The organism is Candidatus Pedobacter colombiensis, assembly GCA_029202485.1.
Taxonomy (GTDB): Bacteria; Bacteroidota; Bacteroidia; order Sphingobacteriales; family Sphingobacteriaceae; genus Pedobacter; species Pedobacter colombiensis.
Genome location: CP119313.1, coordinates 4,899,533 through 4,919,929, shown reverse-complemented (window position 1 = coordinate 4,919,929; position 20,397 = coordinate 4,899,533). Strand labels below are relative to the sequence as shown.

Genomic DNA, 20,397 nt, shown 5'->3' with positions numbered 1-20,397 from the left:
TTCTAATATTCTTTAATTGGCTCTAAAGCCCTCAGCAATCGTATATCTTCTTTTACTTAGTTCTTTTACCAGGAATGCAATCCAAAAGCTGCGGGTACTCAATGCAGCCAGACCAAATAAGGCTAAACAAATCAGGCCCCAGTAAGGGTATCCGTTTAATGCAAAAGGTAAATAAAAAGCATAGGGAATTAAAAAATAAGGGATTAGTAAGATAAACTGACCAGCACTAACGCCTTGGTAATTAAATGAGGAGCCTTTACTTAAATCGATAGCTTTGGAATTCCAGGTTGCAAAATAAAGTACAATGATGGTTCCTATACCTATATTATAGCAATAAGCTGCAAACTGTATGAGTAAAATTTTGGGACTGATCAACCCATAAAGACTGGTTATCACAGCAACTATAGTAGATATAGCTGTAAATAACAGGAATTTTGCTTTTATAAAATTTGTAAGATTGGTTTTGTTGACCATTAAACCATCAAAATGAGCTGCCTGCCAGCCAAACATAAACTGTCCGTAGATGCTAATGCTACTTCCCGTCATAAATACCGCTGCAAAAATCATCATGCCGATATGATCCCGATCTAATTCTGCTTTTCTATAAAAGATGAAGCCATAAAGCATGAAAATTAAACTCATGGTAATAGCTGATCTTGGCCGTTTGTGTCTGAAGATTAATTTAAGCTCTAAAGCGGCTAACACACCTACTGCTCCAAATCTATCAAGAAATGGATAGGTTGTACTCACCTTTTTTTCCTGGGCAGTGCTCAGTTCTTCGGTGTACATATTGCTACGCAAATATTTGGAGTTTATGATGTACACGACTATAGCAGCGAATGTAAAGGCAAAGGCGGTTAAAGGGTGTAAAGTTATAAAGGCAAATATTCGGTTAGAAGTTTTGGTAATAGAAAATATTTTAAAATATTCGAGTAATATGACGCTGCCAATTACAATAATAATCCCTATAATAACTTTTAGACTTACGGTGGTGAGACGTTTAATATACATCGCCGTATAATTATTGAAGGCGCAGAGCGAAACAATAGCAATAATGTACATTATGGCAACAAGCGGGCCATATACATCGACAATTGCAGTGCAGCAAAAGGGAATAAAAATAAATAAGGGTAAAATATTGAAGGCACTAAACAGGGATCTGATGTTTAGAAAGGTCACTATTTTTTGCCTGGGGATTTTCAAATGAAGGTAGGGGACAATGCTTAGCGTAGGCAACTCTTGCAATTTCAGTCGCATTAAAAAGTCAACTGCAAAATAATAAAGAATTATACCGTTAAAAACATAAAATACATCCTTTCCGGGTAAAAGCTTACCGATAATCATTTCCATTCCAAAACCTAAAATGAGGGCAACCGTCAATAGGTAAAGTATGATAAAACCTAGAAATAGCTGTGCGGCAATGCTGGTGCCTTTGTTTCTTGAGCGCCAAAAGGCCCTCCATTGGTGATTTAAAAAGGTTGAAAGCATATTAATAATTGTATTTGTTTTTCCAGTTTTTTCTCAATTGTTCCCTTAATTTTTCTTCTGCCGGATTGTTTCCGGGATCATATAGTTTTGTGCCACTCAATTTTTCAGGTAAATACTCCTGCTCTGCAAAATTACCTTCATACCCATGCGAATATTTATAGTCCTTCCCGTAACCGATATTCTTCATCAATTTTGTTGGTGCATTACGAATATGTAGGGGCACCGGCAAGTTCCCCGTTTGTTTTACTAATGCCTGCGCATTATTTATAGCTTCATAGGCTGCATTGCTTTTTGGAGAGGAGGCCATATAGGTAACAGCCTGTGAAAGGATGATCCTTGCTTCAGGATAGCCGATTACATTCACGGCCTGAAAGCAATTGTTGGCCAATAATAAGGCGTTAGGATTGGCATTGCCAATATCTTCAGAAGCTAGAATAAGCAGCCTTCTGGCAATGAACAGCGGATCTTCACCGCCTTCAATCATTCTGGCCAGCCAGTAAACGGCACCATTGGGATCACTACCCCTTATTGATTTTATGAATGCAGATATAATGTCATAATGCTGTTCTCCAGCCTTGTCATACAGGGCCAGATTTTGCTGGGCATGTGCCAAAACATTCTCGTTGGTAAGCGTTATTTTGTTGCCACCTATACCATTAATGGCAATTTCGAGTACGTTGAGTAGTTTTCTGGCATCACCACCGGATAAACGAATCAATGCCTCGTGTTCTTTAATGGTTATTTTTTTTTCTTTGAGCAGGACATCCTGCTTAATCGCAGTTTCCAGCAGGCCGGAAAGTTCGTACTCATCCAGCGCTTTTAAAATGTAAACCTGGCAACGCGACAAGAGTGCTGAGATGACTTCGAAAGAAGGATTTTCTGTAGTCGCGCCAATTAAGGTCACCAGCCCGCGCTCTACAGCACCTAGCAGACTATCTTGTTGTGATTTACTAAATCTGTGAATCTCATCAATAAACAGGATTGGTAATCCCATTAAGCTGTCTTTAAGTAAGGCTGCCCGGTCTATAACGTCCCTTATGTCCTTAACCCCGGAGTTAATAGCACTCAGATTAAAAAAAGGACGATCCAGGGTTTGCGAAATGATGTAGGCAAGCGTTGTTTTTCCTACTCCCGGAGGCCCCCAAAAAATCATTGAGGGCAGTTGTCCGCTTTGTATGGCCTTTCTTAATACTGCATCCGGCCCTACCAGGTGTTGTTGCCCAACGTACTCATCCAGATTCTGAGGGCGCATACGTTCGGCTAAAGGAGGGAGATTTTGCATAAAAGTAAAGATACAAAAATGTGTGTTATCCCCCTTAGGTAATTATTGTGCTTTTGGTTTCTTATTCCAGAATTTGCGTTTTGGTTTTCCTGATCCAGGTTTTTTGGCATGCCTTGGAGTTAATGGATCAATTGATATTTCAGCCGGAGCTTCACCTAAATGTTCTGGTAAAGGCATTCTCTCAATCTCCTTTTCGATCAGTTTTTCGATGCTGGCCAGTTTACGTTTATCCCTGTTGTTTACCAATGTAATCGCGGTGCCTTTTGTTGCAGCTCTGGCGGTACGACCAATGCGATGTACATAATCTTCTGCATCATGAGGTACGTCAAAGTTAACCACCAGGTCTATACCTTCCACATCAATACCACGACTTAAAACATCGGTACCAATAAGTATAGGCAGTTGTTTATTTTTAAACTTTAGCAATATGCTTTCTCTTTCTTTTTGTCCCAGATCAGAGTGAAAAGCTTCCGCTTTAAGCCCCAGATTTCTGAAAACTTTGCCCAGGTTCTTTACTTTTTCTTTGGTTGATGCAAAAACAATGATGCTTTTATATTCTTCCGTTTTTAAAAGACTGCTCAATAAAGGAACTTTCTGCTCATCATGGACGATATATACCTGTTGAGATATTCCTTCAGCAGGTTTAGAAATGGCAAGACTAATTTGTTCCGGATGACTTAGCAATGTTGCAGCCAGTTTTCTGATTTTTGGCGGCATAGTTGCCGAGAACATCACCGTTTGCCTAACCTGTGGGAGATAACTCACGATGCGCATAATGTCATCATAAAACCCCATGTCAAGCATTCTGTCTGCCTCATCCAGTACCAGGTGTTGTAACTGGTCCAGTTTTAAAACACCCGAAGAAAGATGAGAAATCAATCGTCCCGGTGTTGCAATAATGATATCCACGCCTTCGCGCATAGATCGTTTCTGCTGTTCGTAGGCAATTCCATCGCCACCACCATATACAGTTAAGGAGCTGATATTGGTAAAGTAGGAGAGTGCCTCTACCTGCAAGTCTATTTGCTGGGCAAGCTCTCTTGTTGGGGCTAGTATCAATGTATTGTTATGACGTTCCTCCGTACCGGCAATCATATTCATGATGGGCAAAAGGTAGGCGCCTGTTTTTCCGGTTCCTGTTTGTGCGCAGGCAATCAAGTCTTTCTTATCTAAAATAAGGGGGATTGCCTGTTGCTGGATTGGGGTCGCATTGCGGAACCCCATTGCTAATAACCCTTCAAGTAGTTCGGGGTTAAAATTAAATTCTTTAAAATCCAATATACTTTTATGTTGTTAGTATTTACCGTATAAAAGTAACCTTTTTATTTTACTTATTCTTATCTGCGTAACCAAACACCTTTTGTAAGAGTGGAGTAGATCTGGAGCCGAGGTTGTCTCTTATCTTAAGTTCTTCCTGTGCCACCTGTATAAACATCCCATCAATAGCTTTCTGTGCCACATAAGCAGAAAGATCTGTATTTAGTGGTTTCACCATTGGTATTTTGTTGTACTGACTGGTTGCATCTCCCCAATATTTAGTCGCTCCAACTTTTGCAAGGCTAGTTGTAATTACCGGTTTAAACTTTTCCATTAATTGACTGGTGGTTACTCTTTTAAAATATTCTGTAGCCGCATCTTTATTACCCAACAATATATTGGTCGCGTCGGTAATTGTCATTTGCTTAATTGCAGAAACGAAAATTGGTTTTGCCTCCTTTGCTGCATCTTCAGCAGCACGGTTTAAACTTAAAATCACATTGTCAGCCAATTTACCCATTCCCAATGTACGCAAGGTTTTATCCACCTTTTGCGCTTCGGGCGGAAACAGAATCTTTACAGCCAAATTGCCCATAAACCCATCTTTTGCCGAAAGCAGGTCTGCTCCATGTGAGGTTCCGATTTCCAAAGCTTGTTTAATTCCTGAGGCTATATCTAATGCGCTAGGTGTTCCGGTTGTTGTAGTACCGCTGGTACCGGTAGCTCCGGTTACTTTTTTTAAAATATCGCCTAGTTTAGATTGAGCCTGAGTAGTATAAGTATTCATTAAAAAGCAAGCCGAGAGGGCCAAATAGACAAGTTTTATGCGTTTCATTATTATTTGATTGGTTATTTTTAATCGAAGGTAGCAAATCTTCGGCCATTAATTTAGCGGATTTGACCAGTTTAATAAATTCTGGGGGATAACTACAGAATTTCCACACCAGTGTCAGAAAATATTTTTATACTTGAGCAGATTATGCCTTAAACACCCATTGAAGTTTATAAAAAATAACGCCAGGATACAGGAGCAGGATGATGCTGCTTTAATTGCACGCTACAAAAGCGAGAGCGATCTGGGGGCATTGGGTACACTTTACAACAAATACATGCACCTGGTATTTGGGGTTTGTTTAAATTATCTGAAGGATGAGGAGTTGAGTAAGGATGCTGTAATGCAGATCTTTGAAGAACTAGTGCTGAAGCTAAAGATTCATGAGGTGCAGAATTTTAAAAGCTGGCTGCATGTCCTGACTCGAAACCATTGTTTAATGGCGCTTCGTAAACAATCTAAGCATACTACGGTTTCTATCGACGATACTTTTGTGGAAAATACGGATTTTGTGCATCTTGATATGGATCATACAAAAGAAAAGAAATTAACCGTTATGGAAAAGTGTATGGAAACACTTCCGGAGGAACAGCGTTTGAGTGTAGATCTTTTTTATTTGCAGGAGAAATGTTATAAGGAAGTTGCAGATATTACAGGCTATGAAATGCTGAAGGTGAAGAGTTATATCCAGAATGGGAAAAGAAATCTTAAAATTTGTATAGAAAAGAATAGCAGTGAATAACGATTGGTTAGATATAGGAGTTTTAGAGGATTACCTTGACGGTAAGCTTGATGCTAAAACCATGAATAGGGTAGAGCGTGAAGCTTTGGATGACCCTTTTGTAGCGGAAGCATTGGCTGGCTTAAGTGAGTCGCCTAAGCGTTCTCTGCAATCTATATCTTTGCTTCAAAAGCAATTACATGAAAGGATTGCCGAACATCAGTCCGTGAAAAAGACTTCGGTGATTACCTGGCAACGTTTGAGCATCGCCGCTACAGCCGCAGTGATGTTTGTGGCAGTGAGTATCATGTTCTGGATGCGGGAGAACAACCTTCAGAAAGAATTGGCAGGCAGACCTAAGAAAGTTGATGTTACGATTGCTTCTACTGTTGGGACAGAAGCTCCTGCGGTAGTACCAACTTCACCTGTTTTAGCGGCGGAGTCTGCCGATAAGCGAACAGAGAAGGAGATTGATAGGGCTATTAAAGCTGCAAAAACGAATACTTATGCAGCAAGAGTAAAACGAAAGGCTAATACTATCACCTCGACCGATACAGCAGCTAAGCAATTGAATGAAATAGCTGTTGTTGGCTATGGCAGGCAAATGAAGCGGGATATAACAGCTTCGATGTCTGTTGTAGCAGCAGCTCCTTTGCAAAATACATTAAGCGGGAAAGTTGTTGATCAAAATGGTGGACAACCTTTGCCAGGAGTATCTGTGCGAGTTGTGGGTACAAACCTGAACGCGGTTACTGATACAAATGGTATGTTTAAAATCAATGCGGATACTTCAATTAAAGAAGGTAAGATCCGTGTCAATTATATTGGCTTTAAAGCTGCAGAATTATTGGCTACGGTTAATCAGCCTGTCGCTGTTGCTTTAGTGCCATCTAACATGTCTCTTAATGAGGTGGTCGTTACAGGATATGGTCAATTAAAGAAAGAACGGGACGTAGATAGTTTCAAAGTTAATGGCAAACCTTCCGGGCAGGTGGCAAACATTCGGATCAGGGGAATGAGTACTATTCCTACAACAAGCAATGCCAAAATGGTTTCCAATCCGATTGGTGGCTGGGACAAGTTGTTTGAGTACATCAAAACAAACAATGCCTTTGAAAAGGAGCCTAAAGTAGGGCAGACAGTTGAGCTGAGTTTCAAAATTGATAAAGAAGGAACGCCAATGGCTATTAAGATTGTGAAAGGTGCGGACGAAAAGTATGAGCAGGAAGCAATCAGATTGATCCTTAATGGGCCTAAGTGGGAAAAACCAGAGAAGGCTAGTAGTAGGATGACCTTTAAAATAGATTTCTAGCATATCCATCAAAAAGTTGGATTTTTACGCAAAATTTTACTGTATTGATTTTGTAATTAATTTTTTAGATAATTTTGTTATTTAAAAAATCCTAATTACGTTTGAATGGAGGTTATAACCCGGTACAGAAACTAAAATAAAGCCAATGAACTAAAATATAAACAACATCAATTACTTCTAAAATGAGGTATTAATTTAAAGAGTCTCTCCTACCAGATTACCACAATATAGGAAAGGGAAAGTAGATTAATGCCCATAGCAATATTTGTTGTACTTTTGAAGGTGCACTATAGTGTTATGGGCTCTATGTAAATCCGTTTCCAAGGCTGTGGTAAGCCCGGTAGGGCGGTATTTAGGGTCCGATCACTATAGTGCATCTTCGTTTTAAACCCATCTGTGGTTAAAACAGATCTCCAGAAGCCTTCTGCCAAAATCCCGCCGGGACTCATATTATTAACTGTTTAAAAATGATAATATGAAATTCAATGAGCCTGAAGAAACCGAAGAAACTATTTTTTTTATTCTGGAACCCAACGAAGAAATGGATATCCCTATCCATGTAGCTTTTGATGATGAGTTTGCTGCTAAAGCTTATTTAAATAGGTTTAGAACATTTAGTGACGCACGACTCCTGGAATGCCGCCTTAATCCCGGTTTTTATACCGACATCACTAAAGACTGTTATTTTATGCAACTCGACAGACATTCTGATGTGTATGCTATTTCTCTTGTAAATGACTTGCAACGATCTGAATTGGCTATTAAAGGACACTACTTTTTTGAAGGGGAGCAAATCTGCATCTATTTAATGGCCTCATCAGAAAATGAAGCTGTAAAAACTGCTCGTAAGATTAGAGATAAGGTCATTGCAAACAATGAGTTTGGTAGTTGAGCATTAGTATAGAACACGCTGAGCAAAGTGCATAATAAGCATATAATAACTTCGGGATAAGTAGGGAATGAATAGGAGGTTGCTTTACCCTTGCTTTACCTATGCCTTACCCTTGCTTTACCTTTGGTTTACCCTAGTGGTAAAGCAACCCTAACGAAGGGGTAAAGCAAGGGTAAAGCAATCCGCAACTTATCCCGAAGTTTATCCGAAGACATTCCGTAGTTACTAAGGCATGTGTCTTGTACGGATATTACTTGTTTTGTTGTACTACAAGAGGTTTGCGTATTAATTTATGCTGGATTTGTATTTGTAAATGAAAAAGGGCTGCATCATTTTTTTGAATGATGCAGCCCTTTTTAGAAATATGATTTTCCCTTTAGTTTTTAAAAGAAAAGGTGGATAATGCCATAAGTAATGGCTGCTAATGTAGCAGAAACAGGGATGGTTAAAACCCAGGCCCATAATAAGCTTACGGTAACGCCCCAACGTACAGCAGAAACCCTTTTTAATAAACCAACACCAACAATAGAGCCGGTAATGGTGTGTGTAGTAGAAACAGGAATACCAAAGTGCTCCGTAATTCCTAACGTTACGGCACCGGCAGCTTCGGCAGCTACCCCTTCAAAAGCATTTACTTTAGTGATTTTAGAACCCATTGTTTTTACAATTTTCCAACCACCGCTCATTGTTCCTAAAGCGATTGCAGCATAACAGGAGATTGGGATCCACTCTGGCATTGCATCACCTGTATTTAATACATTAGCGGCTACCATGGCAACATAAATAATCCCCATTACTTTTTGGGCGTCATTACCACCATGTGTAAAGCTAAGTGCTGCAGATGATATCAATTGCAAGCGTTTAAACCATTTCTCGGCCACGGATGGCCTTGCATTTTTAGAAATATGTAAAATGATGATAGAAATGATCACCGAGATCAGCATACCAATTACAGGAGCCAATACAATAAAAGCCACTACTTTTAGTATGGGCGCAAGGTTGATGGCTGACATTATGCCAACGCCTAGTGTGGCAGCTTTCGCCATGCCTGCTCCTGCAAAACCGCCAATAAGCGTATGCGAAGAACTGGATGGAATACCAAACCACCAGGTAAATAAGTTCCAGGTAATGGCAGCCAAAAGACCGGCCAGAATAACTTCAAGTGTAATAAAATTCTCTACTACAGTTTTAGCGATGGTATTGGCAACTTTATGATCTGTAAAATAAAAATATGCGGCAAAATTGAACACTGCAGCCCATAGTACAGCCTGAAAAGGAGATAGTACTTTTGTAGATACAATAGTTGCAATAGAGTTAGCCGCGTCGTGAAAGCCGTTTATGTAATCGAAGGCGATGGCCAGAACGATTACAACAACCAATAAGGTAGTTACCATTTTTTAAAGGTTTAAGCGTTCTTTACCAAAATAGATTCCAGCACGTTTGCTGCATCTTCACATTTGTCTGTAGCCAATTCTAAGGTCTGCAGCACTTCTTTTTGTTTAATTAGTTCGATAGCATTGGTTTCGAATTCAAACAAACGGGCAATTGCAAGGTTACAAACATAGTCTGCCTGATTTTCTCCGCTGTTGATACGTACACAAGCATCAGCAATAACACGAATGTTTTTAAAGCTTCTTAGTTCTTTAATTGCTTTATCCAAATCTATACACATTTCCACCAAAAGTTCCGCAAGTTTGATCATCGCATCACCAATATGGGTTACATTATATAGTTCTATATTGCTGGCAGAAGCATGAATATAATCAGCAATATCATCAACAGCACTAGCTAGTGCATGGATATCCTCTCTATCAAAAGGAGTGATGAAGTTTTTACTTAATTCAAGAAAGATTGAATGAGTAATATCGTCTCCAACATGCTCCAAACGTTCTACCTCCTTAATGTATTCTTTTCTTTTTTCCAGGTCTGTTGCACTAAGTGCAAGCAAAAGTGCCTGAGAAATTTTTAATACGTTGCTTCCTGCCTGCTCAAATAGGGGCTGAAATTTCTTGTCTTTCGGGGTAAAGAACTTAAAAATGCTATTCATATTAATTTAAAATATGATGCAAAAGTATGAGAGTAATGTTAAGTTAGTGTTAAGTGTTAACATATTTTTCAAAATAGAAGCAGCTGTTAACCAATCTTTTCAAGTGTAAAGGCAAAGGTTGTTCCGATTTGTAAAGTGCTCCTTACAGATATGATTTGCTCATGGGCCTCTAAAATGTGTTTAACTATGGCTAAACCAAGCCCTGTGCCTCCTTCTTCTCTTGATCTGTGAGAATCTATCCTGTAGAAGCGTTCGAACAAACGTGATAAGTGCTTTTCATCAATCCCAATTCCATCATCTGTTACCTCAATTAAGTACTGATCATGTAATTCAAAGATTTTTATTGCTGTAGAACCATGCTCTTTTCCATATTTTAAGGAGTTCTGGATAAGATTGATCAGCACCTGTCTGATCTTTTCGCGATCAGCTCTTACAAAAGCCGGATGGGTGTACTTGTCCTTAAAGGAAAGCTTAATATGCCTTTTTTTTGCGGTATCTTCCAGCCCTTCCATTACTTCTTTGGCGAGTGGTACAAAGTCGAAACGCTCGTAATTAATGGGGATCTCGCCGGTTTCCAGTTTCGAGATAGAGTCTAGGTCGTCGATTAGATAGCTTAATCGTTCAACGTTCTTTTCTGCCTTGTTTAAAAATTTAGTTGCTGTTTCGGGGTCATCTACCAGGCAGTCTTGAAGGGTTTCTATATAGCCTTGGATGGCAAATAATGGAGTTTTAAATTCATGAGATACATTAGACAGGAATTCTCTTCTAAACTGTTCCTGTTTTTTCAGGACTTCAATTTCTCTTTTCTTAGCCCCAGCCCATTCTTTTACTTCATGTTCTACATCATTGATAGGGTCGGAACTAACATATTCGCCTAAAGCATCTTTCAGATCTTTACCTAACTTCAAATTGTGGATCATTTTATAGATCAGAACAATTTTTGAATAGATATATTTTTCGAGCAGATAATAGAAAACAACAAAACTGGTAATAAAAGTTACCACAAAGGAAACCAGCATATAATACCAGTCCTTCTGGAAATAGAAATTGACCAAACCTATGGAAAGGCCTACTGCAAAAGCAGTAATTAACACCAAAATACTTAATTTCATTCTTATAAATTTACAGTAAGAGCAGTTGCTTAGACTGTGAGCAATTTACAAGATATATTTAAATTGTACGTTAAATTTTTCCTTCGCATTCATTATAAAATTGCTCCAGGTAAACCAGCATAAAATCGTGGCGTTTTTGTGCAATTTTCTTGCCGGTTGCGGTCTTCATCAGGTCTTTTAGCAATAAAAGTTTTTCATAGAAATGGTTTATGGTAGGACCATTTGAGTTTTTATATGCTTCCTTGCTCATGTTTAGTTCAGGTTTTATCTCAGGGTCATATAAAATCCTGTTTTTATATCCTCCATAGGTAAAGGCACGAGCTATACCGATGGCTCCTATGGCATCTAGCCTGTCCGCATCCTGAACCACATCCAGTTCAATAGATTTAAAAGTAACTTCACCCAGACTGGCTTTGTAACTTAAATTTCTAATGATTTGCTGTACATGTTCAATAATTGAAGGTTCAAGGTTAAGAGCGGTTAAAAAGTCGCCAGCTACTCGTGGCCCGATTTCTTCATCTCCATTGTTAAATTTAGCATCTGCAATGTCATGGAGTAAGGCCGCAAGGGCCACAATTAATTCGTCAGCTTTTTCAGTAGCATTAATTGCGAGCGCATTTTTATAAACGCGTTCAATATGAAACCAGTCATGACCGGCCTCGGCATTGGCTAAAGTTTGTTTAACAAATTGTATGGTTTGATCAATAATTGAATTCATGGGTAGCTAAAATGTTTTTAGGTAGTTGGCTTAACCGGTCTTTCGTCATCAGGTCTTCTGCTGCCGTCATATAACTCATACTCCAGCATTCGGCAATCCAGCTTTCCATTATAAAACTCTACTTTGCGATCAGCTTTTAGTCCAATCTTTTTAGCCAGATCAGGGTTTCCTGTAAATATATAGCCAAAATAGCCTTTGCAATGTTGCTTCATAAAATCACCCATGCGCTTGTAGGTAGCCTCTAATTTAGAGTGTACACCTAATCGCTCGCCATATTCAGGGTTAAATACTACAGCGCCTTTTCCACCTTCAGGAACCTGAGTGTCTGCAAAATCGCATACTTCAAAAGTGATGAGTGTGTCCACTCCTGCTGTTTTAGCATTTTTGCGACTGATATCAACGGCATCATCAGATAAATCTGTAGCGATGATCTGTAGATCAACGTTTTTGATGACCTGATCTTTTAAGATTCTGCGTTCGTTAAAGAATACCTGTTCATCATATCCCATGATATGCATGAAGCCATAATTCATACGAAATAATCCGGGGCGACGGTTGGTAGCAATTAAGGCTGCCTCAATAGCCAATGTTCCGGAACCACACATCGGATTTACAAAAGGTGATTTTTGATCCCATTTGGTGCTCAATACCACACCTGCGGCCAGCGCTTCGAGCATTGGTGCTTTTCCAGGGATCTTGCGATAGCCATGTTTGGCTAAAGTTTCGCCCGAAGTATCAATAAATATGTCGGCTTCACTGTCTTTCCAGTACAGGTGAACCACCGCTTTATTGGCATCAGCACCCGAATTTGGGCGGATACCTTTTTTATCTTTAATCCTGTCGACTATAGCATCCTTTACCTTTAAGTTGGCAAAGAGTGGAGTCGTGATGGTTGGGTTATCCACATTTGAAGTCACGGAGAAGTAACCTGAGAAATCGATTAGTTCTTCCCACGGCATATTCACCATCTCCTTATACAATTCATCAGGGTTATTGGCCTTAAAGCTTTTCAGACAGTATAAAATCTGGCTGGCACACCTTAAATTGAGGTTTAGCTTAATACATTCAGACAGGGTGATATTCAATTCTACACCTGTAGGGAAATCTCTTACAATTTCATAACCCAGGTCTTTAACCTCCCCTGATAAATAAGGGGAAAGGCGTTTGTTGCAGGTTATAATAACCTTACTTTTTGTGTGGAAAACTTGCATAATTTATTGTGCGAAGTTATCAATAAAAATATAGAGATTTGAACTTCGTAGTAGAATAAAAGAGTATTTGTTATGGAAATAAAAGGAAAAGTGCATGAAATCGGTGCATTACAGCAGGTGAGTGAGACTTTTAAGAAAAGAGACCTGATTATAGAATATGCAGAAAACCCTACTTATCCTGAATACATCAGGTTTGAGGCTTTACAAGATAAAACAGCTTTATTTGACAGCTTGAAACCAGGTGATGATATCGAAGTTTCATTCAATTTACGTGGTCGTCCGTGGACTGATAAAACCGGAAAAACATCTTATTTTAATAGTTTGGTAGTATGGCGTATCAATGCGTTAGCAAATGGCGCAGCCGCAGCATCTACTCCAGCATATGCCCCGCCAGCTGATTTAAACAGCGCACCGGGTGAGGAAGATGATCTTCCTTTCTAAGAGCTTTTTTAAGTAACCAAATTTACAATTATGCCGGAAATACCTTCCGGCATTTTTTTTGACTTAAATTTTATCCAATATTTTGTATTTTTATTCAAAATACTGTAAATCAATAATTTATGCACTTTGTTTTGTGGAAGTTTGTTTTAAATAGCATAAATTTTACCGGTAAGAATTAAAGTCTTTATCGGCAAAATTTATGGGTAAGAAAAACAAGCTAGCACTGCCAATTGCTACGGATATCAGGCAGTTAATTGAAACCAGCAGAAACAATGTAGCTATTGTTGTAAACAGTGAAATTACACTGTTGTATTGGAAAATAGGGAAACGCATTAACGATGAGGTTTTGCTGAATACCAGGGCAGAATATGGGAAACAAATTGTGTCGTCATTGGCAAAGCACTTGACAGAAGATTATGGTAAAGGTTGGGGCGAAAATCATTTGAGAAAATGTATGCAATTTGCGACGGTATTTCCTGATGAAAAGATTTTGTACGCAGTGCGTACAAAATTGAGTTGGACACATATTCGTACTTTAATGTTTATTGACGAGCCATTAAAGCGGGATTTTTATGTGGAGATGTGTAAACTCGAAAGATGGTCGTCGCGACAATTGCAAGAGCGGATTCAGTCCATGCTTTACGAACGAACAGCTATAAGTAAAAAACCTGAAGAGCTGATTGAAGATGAATTGAGGGATTCGTATTTAACGGCATTGCCTTCGCCCGAAGTGTTGCAGCAGAAACTTCATAAGGCTATTGAAGTAGCCAGAAACAGGTTTTTGAATTAGCCAAAACCGCTTGCTAAGTCGTCAATATCGTGTTAAAATTTGTTAAATAAGGCGTTTTATGTGAATGCTTCTTTATTTTTGATTGATCTATAATGAAGAAAAGGAGCCTATGGCTGATTACCGGCCTCATGACCGTAGCATTGCTAGGGGTGTTTGTAATGCAATTGTATTACATCAGGGAAGCCTATAATCTTAAATCTCAACTTTTTGAGCAGGATGTAAAGCAAGCCTTAAATGCTGTAGTAAATAAGGTGCAAAGACGTTATGCTGCGGTTCACATTACTAAAAAAGATTACGAAATCAGAAAAGAGCGGGAACGTGATTTTAGAGATAAGACACAACGAATCATTGATTTTAAAGAGCAGTTTAAGGAACAGGAAATTAAGAGAAAACGAGAGCAACAAAAGAAGGTAATTACTGATTTGAATATGCGCGACAGTATTGTTCGCGTTACTTTCCTGAAACCGGAGCTGATCAGTGAAGAGGTGTATCAGGAAATTTCGAATGTAAATAATAAGGGTAAATCTTCTCTACAGGTTCAGGTTGATTTTGGGGTGGATGCATTTGGTAATGTACGTGGTAATGTCAATCAAACGGTCATATCTAAAAAAACTTCTACCTTTTCATTGGCACCTGATCATCTTGCTGACAGTATCAGGTACCTGGCTTATAACCCTCAAAATCTTAACCCGATAACCATAACGCTGGAAAGGGTAACACCGGAGCTTGCGCTTAAATTTAATATAGAAGATAAAACTGCAGCTCAACGCTATCAGGAAGGGTTAAAAGACTTGATGCAGGATACAATTGCTTTGGAAGGGACAAATTTAAATTACCTGGAAGACGTGGCTAAAGAAATGCGCCAGGTGTATGTGCCGATTAATCAACGGGTATCTATAGATGCTTTGGATACACTGATTAAAAAGGAGTTACAAGACCGTAATGTAAGTTCAAAGTATGATTTTTGGTTAAAACTGGCGAATAAGGATTCGGTACTTTATCAGAAAGTTTCCTACCCTCAAAAAGATCTGCTTCCGGAAAACACTTACCGGACTACCTTGTTTAGCAATGAGATTTTTCGAGATCCGGGAATGTTGTATTTATATTTTCCCAATAAAAATTCTTTAATCCTTAGCAATATGTGGGCTACCATGGCTTCCTCTGCGGGGTTGTTGCTGGTGCTGATCTTTATTTTTGCTTATACCATTTATGCGATACTGAAGCAAAAGAAAATCTCTGAAATGAAGACCGACTTCATTAATAACATGACCCACGAGTTTAAGACCCCCGTGGCGACCATTATGATTGCCAGTGAGGCATTGAAAGATCCGGAGGTGGTAGCAGATAAAAGCCGGATTAGCAGGCTTGCAGGTATCATTTATGATGAAAATGTAAGGTTGGGTAATCATATAGAACGCGTGCTGAGTATTGCCAGACTGGAAAAGAAAGAGTTAAAGCTGGAACATAAGGAGGTGAATATCCATGATCTGATTTCGGCTGTGGTGGATAGCATGAGCTTGCAGTTGCAAAAGAAAAATGCTAAAGTTACCCTGGAATTAAATGCGGCTCATCCCATTATTTATGGTGATGAGTTGCATCTTTCGAATGTATTCTACAACCTGGTTGACAATGCCAATAAATACAGTGCCGAAGATCCTGATATTACCATAAAAACCAGAAGTACGGATAAAGCGCTGATTATTGAGATCACAGATAAGGGTATAGGTATGACTAAGGAGCATACCAAGCGTATTTTTGATCAATTTTATAGGGTGCCAACGGGTAACCTTCACGACGTAAAGGGCTTTGGTCTAGGATTGAATTACGTGCAGGATATTGTTGAACAAATGGACGGAACAATAAAAGTGCACAGTGAGAAGGATAAAGGGACTACATTTGAAATAAGTTTACCACTAAACCACGACTGATGAAAAAAATTCTATTGGTAGAAGATGATCCCAATCTTGGGTTGCTTTTGCAGGATTACCTTCAATTAAAAGGGAAGTTTGATGTAGTACTATGTACTGATGGGGAAGAAGGATTGAGGGCGTTTAGTAAGCAAGAGTTTGATCTTTGTATTCTGGATGTGATGATGCCCAAAAAGGATGGCTTTACATTAGGTAAAGAGATTAGAAAGATTAATCAGGAGGTACCCATAATTTTTGCCACAGCCAAGGCCATGATGGAAGATAAAGCTTCTGCTTATGATCTTGGTGGGGATGATTACATTACTAAGCCATTTAGAATTGAGGAGTTGTTATTGCGTATAAATGCTTTGTTAAAGCGCGTTGCGGTAAAGGAACAAGTTGATCCGGGGCCTGCGCAAACGCAATTTCAAATAGGTGATTATACTTTTGATTATACCACACAGTTGATCCATTTTAATGAGCTTCAACAAAAGCTGTCGACCAAAGAGGCCGAATTATTACGTTTACTCTGCCTTAAAAAGAATGCGGTACTTACCCGGGAGGAGGCGCTGTTAAGCATCTGGCATGACGATAATTATTTTAATGGTCGTAGTATGGATGTTTTTTTGAGTAAATTGAGGAAATATTTGCGGGATGATCCTAAAGTTGAGATCCTGAATGTACATGGCAAAGGTTATAAGTTGCTGGTAAACTAAAGGTTCAACATCTTAAACAGGGAATTCCCCAGGTTGCCCACTCTTGATGAGGTTACGGTTTCCTGAAGCTTTTTTCGATCCACAGGTTTTCCTTTAACTGGTACTTTAAGTTCGTTTGTGGTAACGGGGCGGTCTGTTATTTTTGTAGCAAACCAGGTCACGTGTTCATGGGGCAAGGCTAAGCCAAGTATCATTCCTGGTAAACCGGAAAAAGACTCTGGCCCGCCCGAAACAGGAATCTTATCAGTATAAAAGGCCACTACATAAACAGAGTCTGCAGTCATTGCATTCGCCCTACGACATTCGTAACCTGCTATGGTGCGCATTTCTCCGGTTAATTTCCAGGTGATCTTTCTAACACTATCTTTAAGTAAAAAGGTTTCTTCAAAAACCTTTCTTTGTGAGGTCAATAGCCCTGTGGCCAGATCGGTATAAGTAATGTTGTCCTGTGTGCCAAAGGGAATCTGGATGCCCCCGGCAGTTTCTTCAGTAATTGGGGTAAAAAGGGTTTTATTGCCGGCGAAATGTAAAGTGCTGTTTAGTTTTTTAAATTGTGGCTGGTTTTTTTTATAATGTTCATAAACATCCGCCATAAAGCTGTTACGTTGATCCTTTGCCAAATTTTTTAAAATGGCATGCGTATTTACAGAACGCTCAAATTCAATAACACCCTGGTTGGTAAACCTTACATTTTGGGCCTGTAGCGTTGCAGTTGTAAGTAACAGATAAATAAATAGTGTAGGTATGTACTTCATAATGGTTATTTGTTAGTTGATCCGCCCATTTTGTTAAAATCCCAGATCACCGAAAACATAAAATATCTTTGTATGGTGGTATAGGTGTTCTGGATGATCCGATTGCTCCATGCGCTTCTGTTCTGACCTGTATTCTGGTTCAGCAGATCATTTCCTTTAATTTCGAATGAGAGGTTCTCCTCTTTAAAGAATTTTCTGCGGATGGCGGCGTTCCAGATCGTGCGTTCAAAATTGTCGTTAAATGAGGCTGTTGCTGCAGTAAACTCATAATTTACATCGTTGCTGAGTTGAAACTTGGCTGGCAGGTATATCGTAAGTGCCCCGTTTGAGTTTAAGCTCCAGCCATTGTTGTTTACCTGCCGCTGCAAGGAGGATTCACTGGTGTTGTAGCCCGGCGTAATTCGGACATTGAAACTGTATTTTTTTGCATCCCATTTGGATACGGATAGGCTGCCTGAAAAGCTGTAAGATTTAGCCTCATTTAATGCATTGTTGACATAGTTGTAGGAAGTATTGCCGCGAGCGCCTAATCCCAGGCCTATCCTGAGGTCGATAGGCTTGATTTTCCGACCGCCGTTAAAATTAAAGTAAAAGGTACTCGGCATTTTGCCCCTAAGATTGATAGCTTGATACGTGTTTTTTGCGGCGGCATCAGTAGTCATATTGCTTACAATAGCACTTCCTGTAAAACTATAAAAAGCATAAAAGCTAAAGTCTTGCTCTGTTAGCATTTTATAGGAAAAATAATTCAGGTTAAAGCTGTTTGTGAAGGAGGGGGTCAGGTTCTTATTGCCGATGGTGATATTTAAAGGGTCTGTATTTACTCTTATGGGCTGTATTTCGTTAAGCTGTGGCTGGTTATTGTTGCCATTGTAGCTGATGCGGAAGGATGCCTGTTGTGAGATCTTGATTGCATAGGATGCCTGTGGAGACCAGTTGATGAAACTCCTGTCGAAGTTCTGATCCCTGAAAACGTTGTATTGGTTAAAACGTACCGAGGTTGCCTTTGTCCCGAAATTGATAGTTGTTCTGTTTTTTCTGTAGTTAAAAACTGCCCCCAGCTGATTGGTCAGTTGATCCAGCTTATAATCATTGCTGTACAAGGTGTCCAGTAGATCATATCGGTCGGTGCTTCCCTTGTTAAAAGATTTCCTGTCGGATGTTCCTCTATTAAAACCGAGTCCGTAATTAAATACAATTGATAGGCTTTTTGAAAGTGGCTCGGTATACGTGAAGTTGGTATTTAATACCGAATTTATTCCATCATTGGTCTTGTATTGGTCGATTTTACTGACGCTGTCCTGCCCACCCGTATCATTAAAAAAGGTATTTACTGAATTTAAAAATCCGGTGCTGATCTTTTTGCTTAAGGAATAGCTCATATTGGCAGAAAATGTGCGACGGGGCTTTTTAAGTTTTAAGGTATATAAAGCGCCTATATTAAAAAGTTGGTCTTTACCCTCATTGCTTAGCTTTCTTTCACCACTGTTGAGCAGACCTTTGCCTTCTCTGGTGCTGTTAGAATTAAACATCGTGTTCGTTTCTGAATTTTTGAGCGTACCATCCACCGATATCTTTAATGTAGATACAGAATCGAGGTTGGCAAAATAACTGAAATCCAGCTTTTGTCTGAAAATATAATTGTTAAAGTTCTGATCCGAACTGCTGTTTAGAATCCCATCCGGCAGGTTGTTCTGGGTCAGTGTGTTTTTTGTGCCCTTTACGCCCAGCGATCCTATTTTATAATTGGTATTGATGGTTTGTTTGTCTTTATTCCATTTAGTGTCGTAATGCATTCCGCCGGTTCGTGCCAAGGGAATCCCTTCATTGTTGTATCGCCCATCAAAGGATTCCAGTTCATCATTCCCTCCTCCAAAGTTTATCATCATGCCGCCATCATCGGAAAACTCGACTGTTATACCCGCATTATATTTCCTGCTATCGTTCCGGTTGAGCCCTGTTTTACCCGTATTCCCAACCGTACTGTAGGCCGAGAGTTTTTGCTTGGCTTTAAAGATATTGAACATGCCCTGCAAGCCGTAAAAATCATCTGTTCCCATTCCCGCATCTATTTTTCCAAAATATCCCTTTTTTTTGTCTTCCTTCAGCTTCAGGTTAATGGTTTTTTCGGTCTTATCGTCGTTGATGCCAGTAAACACGGCCTGATCACTTTTTTTATCATAAAGCTGCACTTTATCTATCATGTCGGCCCTCAGATTCTTTGTCACCAAGGTAGGATCATCGCCAAAAAACTCGTCCCCATCTACCAGCACTTTGGTTACTGTTTGGCCCTGAGCTGTAATTTTTCCATCCTTGTCCACCTGTATGCCGGGTAGCTGCTGTAAAAGATCTTCTACTCTTGCGTTAGGCCTCACCACAAAACTGCCTGCATTAAACTCGGTCGTATCTCCTTTTATTTTAATGGCCGCTATTTTGCCGTTGATGATCACAGTATTCAGCAGCGTAGATTTTAGAATCATATTTAGGCTTCCAAAATCCTTAATTGCCTGCTCGGTGTCCAAGGTAAAATCCTCAGCATAATCTGCATAGCCGGGATAGGTAACTAACAAAATGAATTTACCCGGGCGCAGTATTGTTGTCGAAAAATTACCTTCAGCATCGGCTCTGCTAAACTTTACCAGGGTAGAGTCCTTTTGGTTTAATACAGTGATGGTGGTATTGACCAGTTTATAACTGGCCATGGTATCTATAACGGAACCTTTAATAGAATAAGCCTGCTGCGCCGAAGCGAATAGAGCCTGGCTAAGGAATAAAATAATTAGAGCGATTAATTTCATTTGGCTAGTTATGGTTTAATTTAAAGTTATAACTAAAGATTTAGTAATAAAAATTTTTAGATGTTAATTTTTGTTAAATGATCTGTAAACCAATCGTTAGTTTAAATATTGCTATTTT

General features: G+C 39.3%; 18 protein-coding genes. 7 read left to right on the top strand and 11 right to left on the bottom strand.

The annotated features are described in order from the left end of the window. Positions 1 to 12: 12 nt before the first annotated feature. Genes P0Y49_20410 through P0Y49_20395 form a run of 4 tightly spaced genes read right to left on the bottom strand, consistent with a single transcriptional unit; the run spans position 13 to position 4,862 of the window. Complete coding sequence (locus P0Y49_20410; protein WEK19144.1) at positions 13 to 1,488, bottom strand: DUF5687 family protein; 1,476 nt, start codon at positions 1,486 to 1,488, stop codon at positions 13 to 15. Position 1,489: 1 nt separating this feature from the next. Beyond that, positions 1,490 to 2,770 carry a replication-associated recombination protein A gene (locus tag P0Y49_20405; GenBank protein ID WEK19143.1) on the bottom strand — a complete coding sequence of 427 codons (1,281 nt, stop codon included), beginning with the start codon at positions 2,768 to 2,770 and terminating at the stop codon, positions 1,490 to 1,492. 42 nt (positions 2,771 to 2,812) lie between these two features. Then, positions 2,813 to 4,048, bottom strand: a complete 1,236-nt coding sequence (locus P0Y49_20400) for a DEAD/DEAH box helicase (protein WEK19142.1) — start codon at positions 4,046 to 4,048, stop codon at positions 2,813 to 2,815. 49 nt (positions 4,049 to 4,097) lie between these two features. Next, positions 4,098 to 4,862, bottom strand: a complete 765-nt coding sequence (locus tag P0Y49_20395; protein ID WEK19141.1) for a DUF4197 domain-containing protein — start codon at positions 4,860 to 4,862, stop codon at positions 4,098 to 4,100. A 160-nt stretch (positions 4,863 to 5,022) separates the two neighbouring features. On the opposite strand from P0Y49_20395, the gene P0Y49_20390 reads away from it, so the two are divergent. The 3 genes from P0Y49_20390 (at position 5,023) to P0Y49_20380 (ending at position 7,784) form a co-directional block, all read left to right on the top strand. Beyond that, entirely contained in the window at positions 5,023 to 5,601 is a 579-nt protein-coding gene (locus P0Y49_20390) for a sigma-70 family RNA polymerase sigma factor (GenBank protein WEK19140.1), read from the top strand. Then, complete coding sequence (locus P0Y49_20385) at positions 5,594 to 6,892, top strand: carboxypeptidase-like regulatory domain-containing protein (GenBank protein ID WEK19139.1); 1,299 nt, start codon at positions 5,594 to 5,596, stop codon at positions 6,890 to 6,892. Before P0Y49_20390 ends, P0Y49_20385 begins: the two co-directional genes overlap by 8 nt. 475 nt (positions 6,893 to 7,367) lie before the next feature. After that, positions 7,368 to 7,784 carry a hypothetical protein gene (locus tag P0Y49_20380; protein WEK19138.1) on the top strand — a complete coding sequence of 139 codons (417 nt, stop codon included), beginning with the start codon at positions 7,368 to 7,370 and terminating at the stop codon, positions 7,782 to 7,784. Positions 7,785 to 8,167: 383 nt separating this feature from the next. Here P0Y49_20380 and P0Y49_20375 read toward each other — a convergent pair whose 3' ends face one another. The 5 genes from P0Y49_20375 to P0Y49_20355 form a co-directional block, all read right to left on the bottom strand. Next, a complete protein-coding gene (locus P0Y49_20375) occupies positions 8,168 to 9,178 on the bottom strand; it encodes an inorganic phosphate transporter (GenBank protein WEK19137.1) in 1,011 nt (336 codons plus the stop codon). 11 nt (positions 9,179 to 9,189) lie between these two features. Next, positions 9,190 to 9,831, bottom strand: a complete 642-nt coding sequence (locus P0Y49_20370; GenBank protein ID WEK19136.1) for a DUF47 family protein — start codon at positions 9,829 to 9,831, stop codon at positions 9,190 to 9,192. A gap of 86 nt (positions 9,832 to 9,917) precedes the next feature. Further along, positions 9,918 to 10,943 carry an ATP-binding protein gene (locus tag P0Y49_20365; GenBank protein ID WEK19135.1) on the bottom strand — a complete coding sequence of 342 codons (1,026 nt, stop codon included), beginning with the start codon at positions 10,941 to 10,943 and terminating at the stop codon, positions 9,918 to 9,920. A gap of 70 nt (positions 10,944 to 11,013) precedes the next feature. Then, positions 11,014 to 11,661, bottom strand: a complete 648-nt coding sequence (locus P0Y49_20360) for an HD domain-containing protein (GenBank protein ID WEK19134.1) — start codon at positions 11,659 to 11,661, stop codon at positions 11,014 to 11,016. 17 nt (positions 11,662 to 11,678) lie between these two features. After that, positions 11,679 to 12,872 (bottom strand): class I SAM-dependent RNA methyltransferase, encoded by a 1,194-nt coding sequence (locus P0Y49_20355; GenBank protein ID WEK19133.1) that lies wholly within the window; start codon positions 12,870 to 12,872, stop codon positions 11,679 to 11,681. Between the two features lie 72 nt (positions 12,873 to 12,944). On the opposite strand from P0Y49_20355, the gene P0Y49_20350 reads away from it, so the two are divergent. From P0Y49_20350 to P0Y49_20335, 4 genes are all read left to right on the top strand, one after another. Then, a complete protein-coding gene (locus P0Y49_20350; GenBank protein ID WEK19132.1) occupies positions 12,945 to 13,313 on the top strand; it encodes a DUF3127 domain-containing protein in 369 nt (122 codons plus the stop codon). A gap of 199 nt (positions 13,314 to 13,512) precedes the next feature. Then, entirely contained in the window at positions 13,513 to 14,103 is a 591-nt protein-coding gene (locus P0Y49_20345; protein WEK19131.1) for a DUF1016 N-terminal domain-containing protein, read from the top strand. A 92-nt stretch (positions 14,104 to 14,195) separates the two neighbouring features. After that, complete coding sequence (locus P0Y49_20340) at positions 14,196 to 16,031, top strand: ATP-binding protein (GenBank protein WEK19130.1); 1,836 nt, start codon at positions 14,196 to 14,198, stop codon at positions 16,029 to 16,031. Beyond that, positions 16,031 to 16,726, top strand: coding sequence for a response regulator transcription factor (locus P0Y49_20335; GenBank protein WEK19129.1), 696 nt, complete (start codon positions 16,031 to 16,033; stop codon positions 16,724 to 16,726). Before P0Y49_20340 ends, P0Y49_20335 begins: the two co-directional genes overlap by 1 nt. On the opposite strand, the gene P0Y49_20330 is transcribed toward P0Y49_20335, so the two are convergent. Together P0Y49_20330 and P0Y49_20325 are read right to left on the bottom strand one after the other, a co-directional pair. Then, on the bottom strand, positions 16,723 to 17,481 hold the full coding sequence (locus tag P0Y49_20330; GenBank protein WEK19128.1) for a GLPGLI family protein: 759 nt from the start codon (positions 17,479 to 17,481) through the stop codon (positions 16,723 to 16,725). The genes P0Y49_20335 and P0Y49_20330 overlap by 4 nt on opposite strands. Positions 17,482 to 17,486: 5 nt before the next feature. Then, complete coding sequence (locus P0Y49_20325) at positions 17,487 to 20,279, bottom strand: outer membrane beta-barrel family protein (GenBank protein ID WEK19127.1); 2,793 nt, start codon at positions 20,277 to 20,279, stop codon at positions 17,487 to 17,489. Between the last annotated feature and the right edge of the window lie 118 nt (positions 20,280 to 20,397).

Excerpts from the sequence above, each read along its gene's own strand:
- P0Y49_20345 (WEK19131.1), top strand. The coding sequence starts at position 13,513 with ATGGGTAAGAAAAACAAGCTAGCACTGCCAATTGCTACGGATATCAGG.
- P0Y49_20375 (WEK19137.1), bottom strand. The coding sequence starts at position 9,178 with ATGGTAACTACCTTATTGGTTGTTGTAATCGTTCTGGCCATCGCCTTC.
- P0Y49_20380 (WEK19138.1), top strand. The coding sequence starts at position 7,368 with ATGAAATTCAATGAGCCTGAAGAAACCGAAGAAACTATTTTTTTTATT.
- P0Y49_20395 (WEK19141.1), bottom strand. The coding sequence starts at position 4,862 with ATGAAACGCATAAAACTTGTCTATTTGGCCCTCTCGGCTTGCTTTTTA.
- P0Y49_20410 (WEK19144.1), bottom strand. The coding sequence starts at position 1,488 with ATGCTTTCAACCTTTTTAAATCACCAATGGAGGGCCTTTTGGCGCTCA.
- P0Y49_20325 (WEK19127.1), bottom strand. The coding sequence starts at position 20,279 with ATGAAATTAATCGCTCTAATTATTTTATTCCTTAGCCAGGCTCTATTC.
- P0Y49_20350 (WEK19132.1), top strand. The coding sequence starts at position 12,945 with ATGGAAATAAAAGGAAAAGTGCATGAAATCGGTGCATTACAGCAGGTG.
- P0Y49_20335 (WEK19129.1), top strand. The coding sequence starts at position 16,031 with ATGAAAAAAATTCTATTGGTAGAAGATGATCCCAATCTTGGGTTGCTT.
- P0Y49_20340 (WEK19130.1), top strand. The coding sequence starts at position 14,196 with ATGAAGAAAAGGAGCCTATGGCTGATTACCGGCCTCATGACCGTAGCA.
- P0Y49_20355 (WEK19133.1), bottom strand. The coding sequence starts at position 12,872 with ATGCAAGTTTTCCACACAAAAAGTAAGGTTATTATAACCTGCAACAAA.
- P0Y49_20405 (WEK19143.1), bottom strand. The coding sequence starts at position 2,770 with ATGCAAAATCTCCCTCCTTTAGCCGAACGTATGCGCCCTCAGAATCTG.
- P0Y49_20365 (WEK19135.1), bottom strand. The coding sequence starts at position 10,943 with ATGAAATTAAGTATTTTGGTGTTAATTACTGCTTTTGCAGTAGGCCTT.
- P0Y49_20360 (WEK19134.1), bottom strand. The coding sequence starts at position 11,661 with ATGAATTCAATTATTGATCAAACCATACAATTTGTTAAACAAACTTTA.
- P0Y49_20370 (WEK19136.1), bottom strand. The coding sequence starts at position 9,831 with ATGAATAGCATTTTTAAGTTCTTTACCCCGAAAGACAAGAAATTTCAG.
- P0Y49_20330 (WEK19128.1), bottom strand. The coding sequence starts at position 17,481 with ATGAAGTACATACCTACACTATTTATTTATCTGTTACTTACAACTGCA.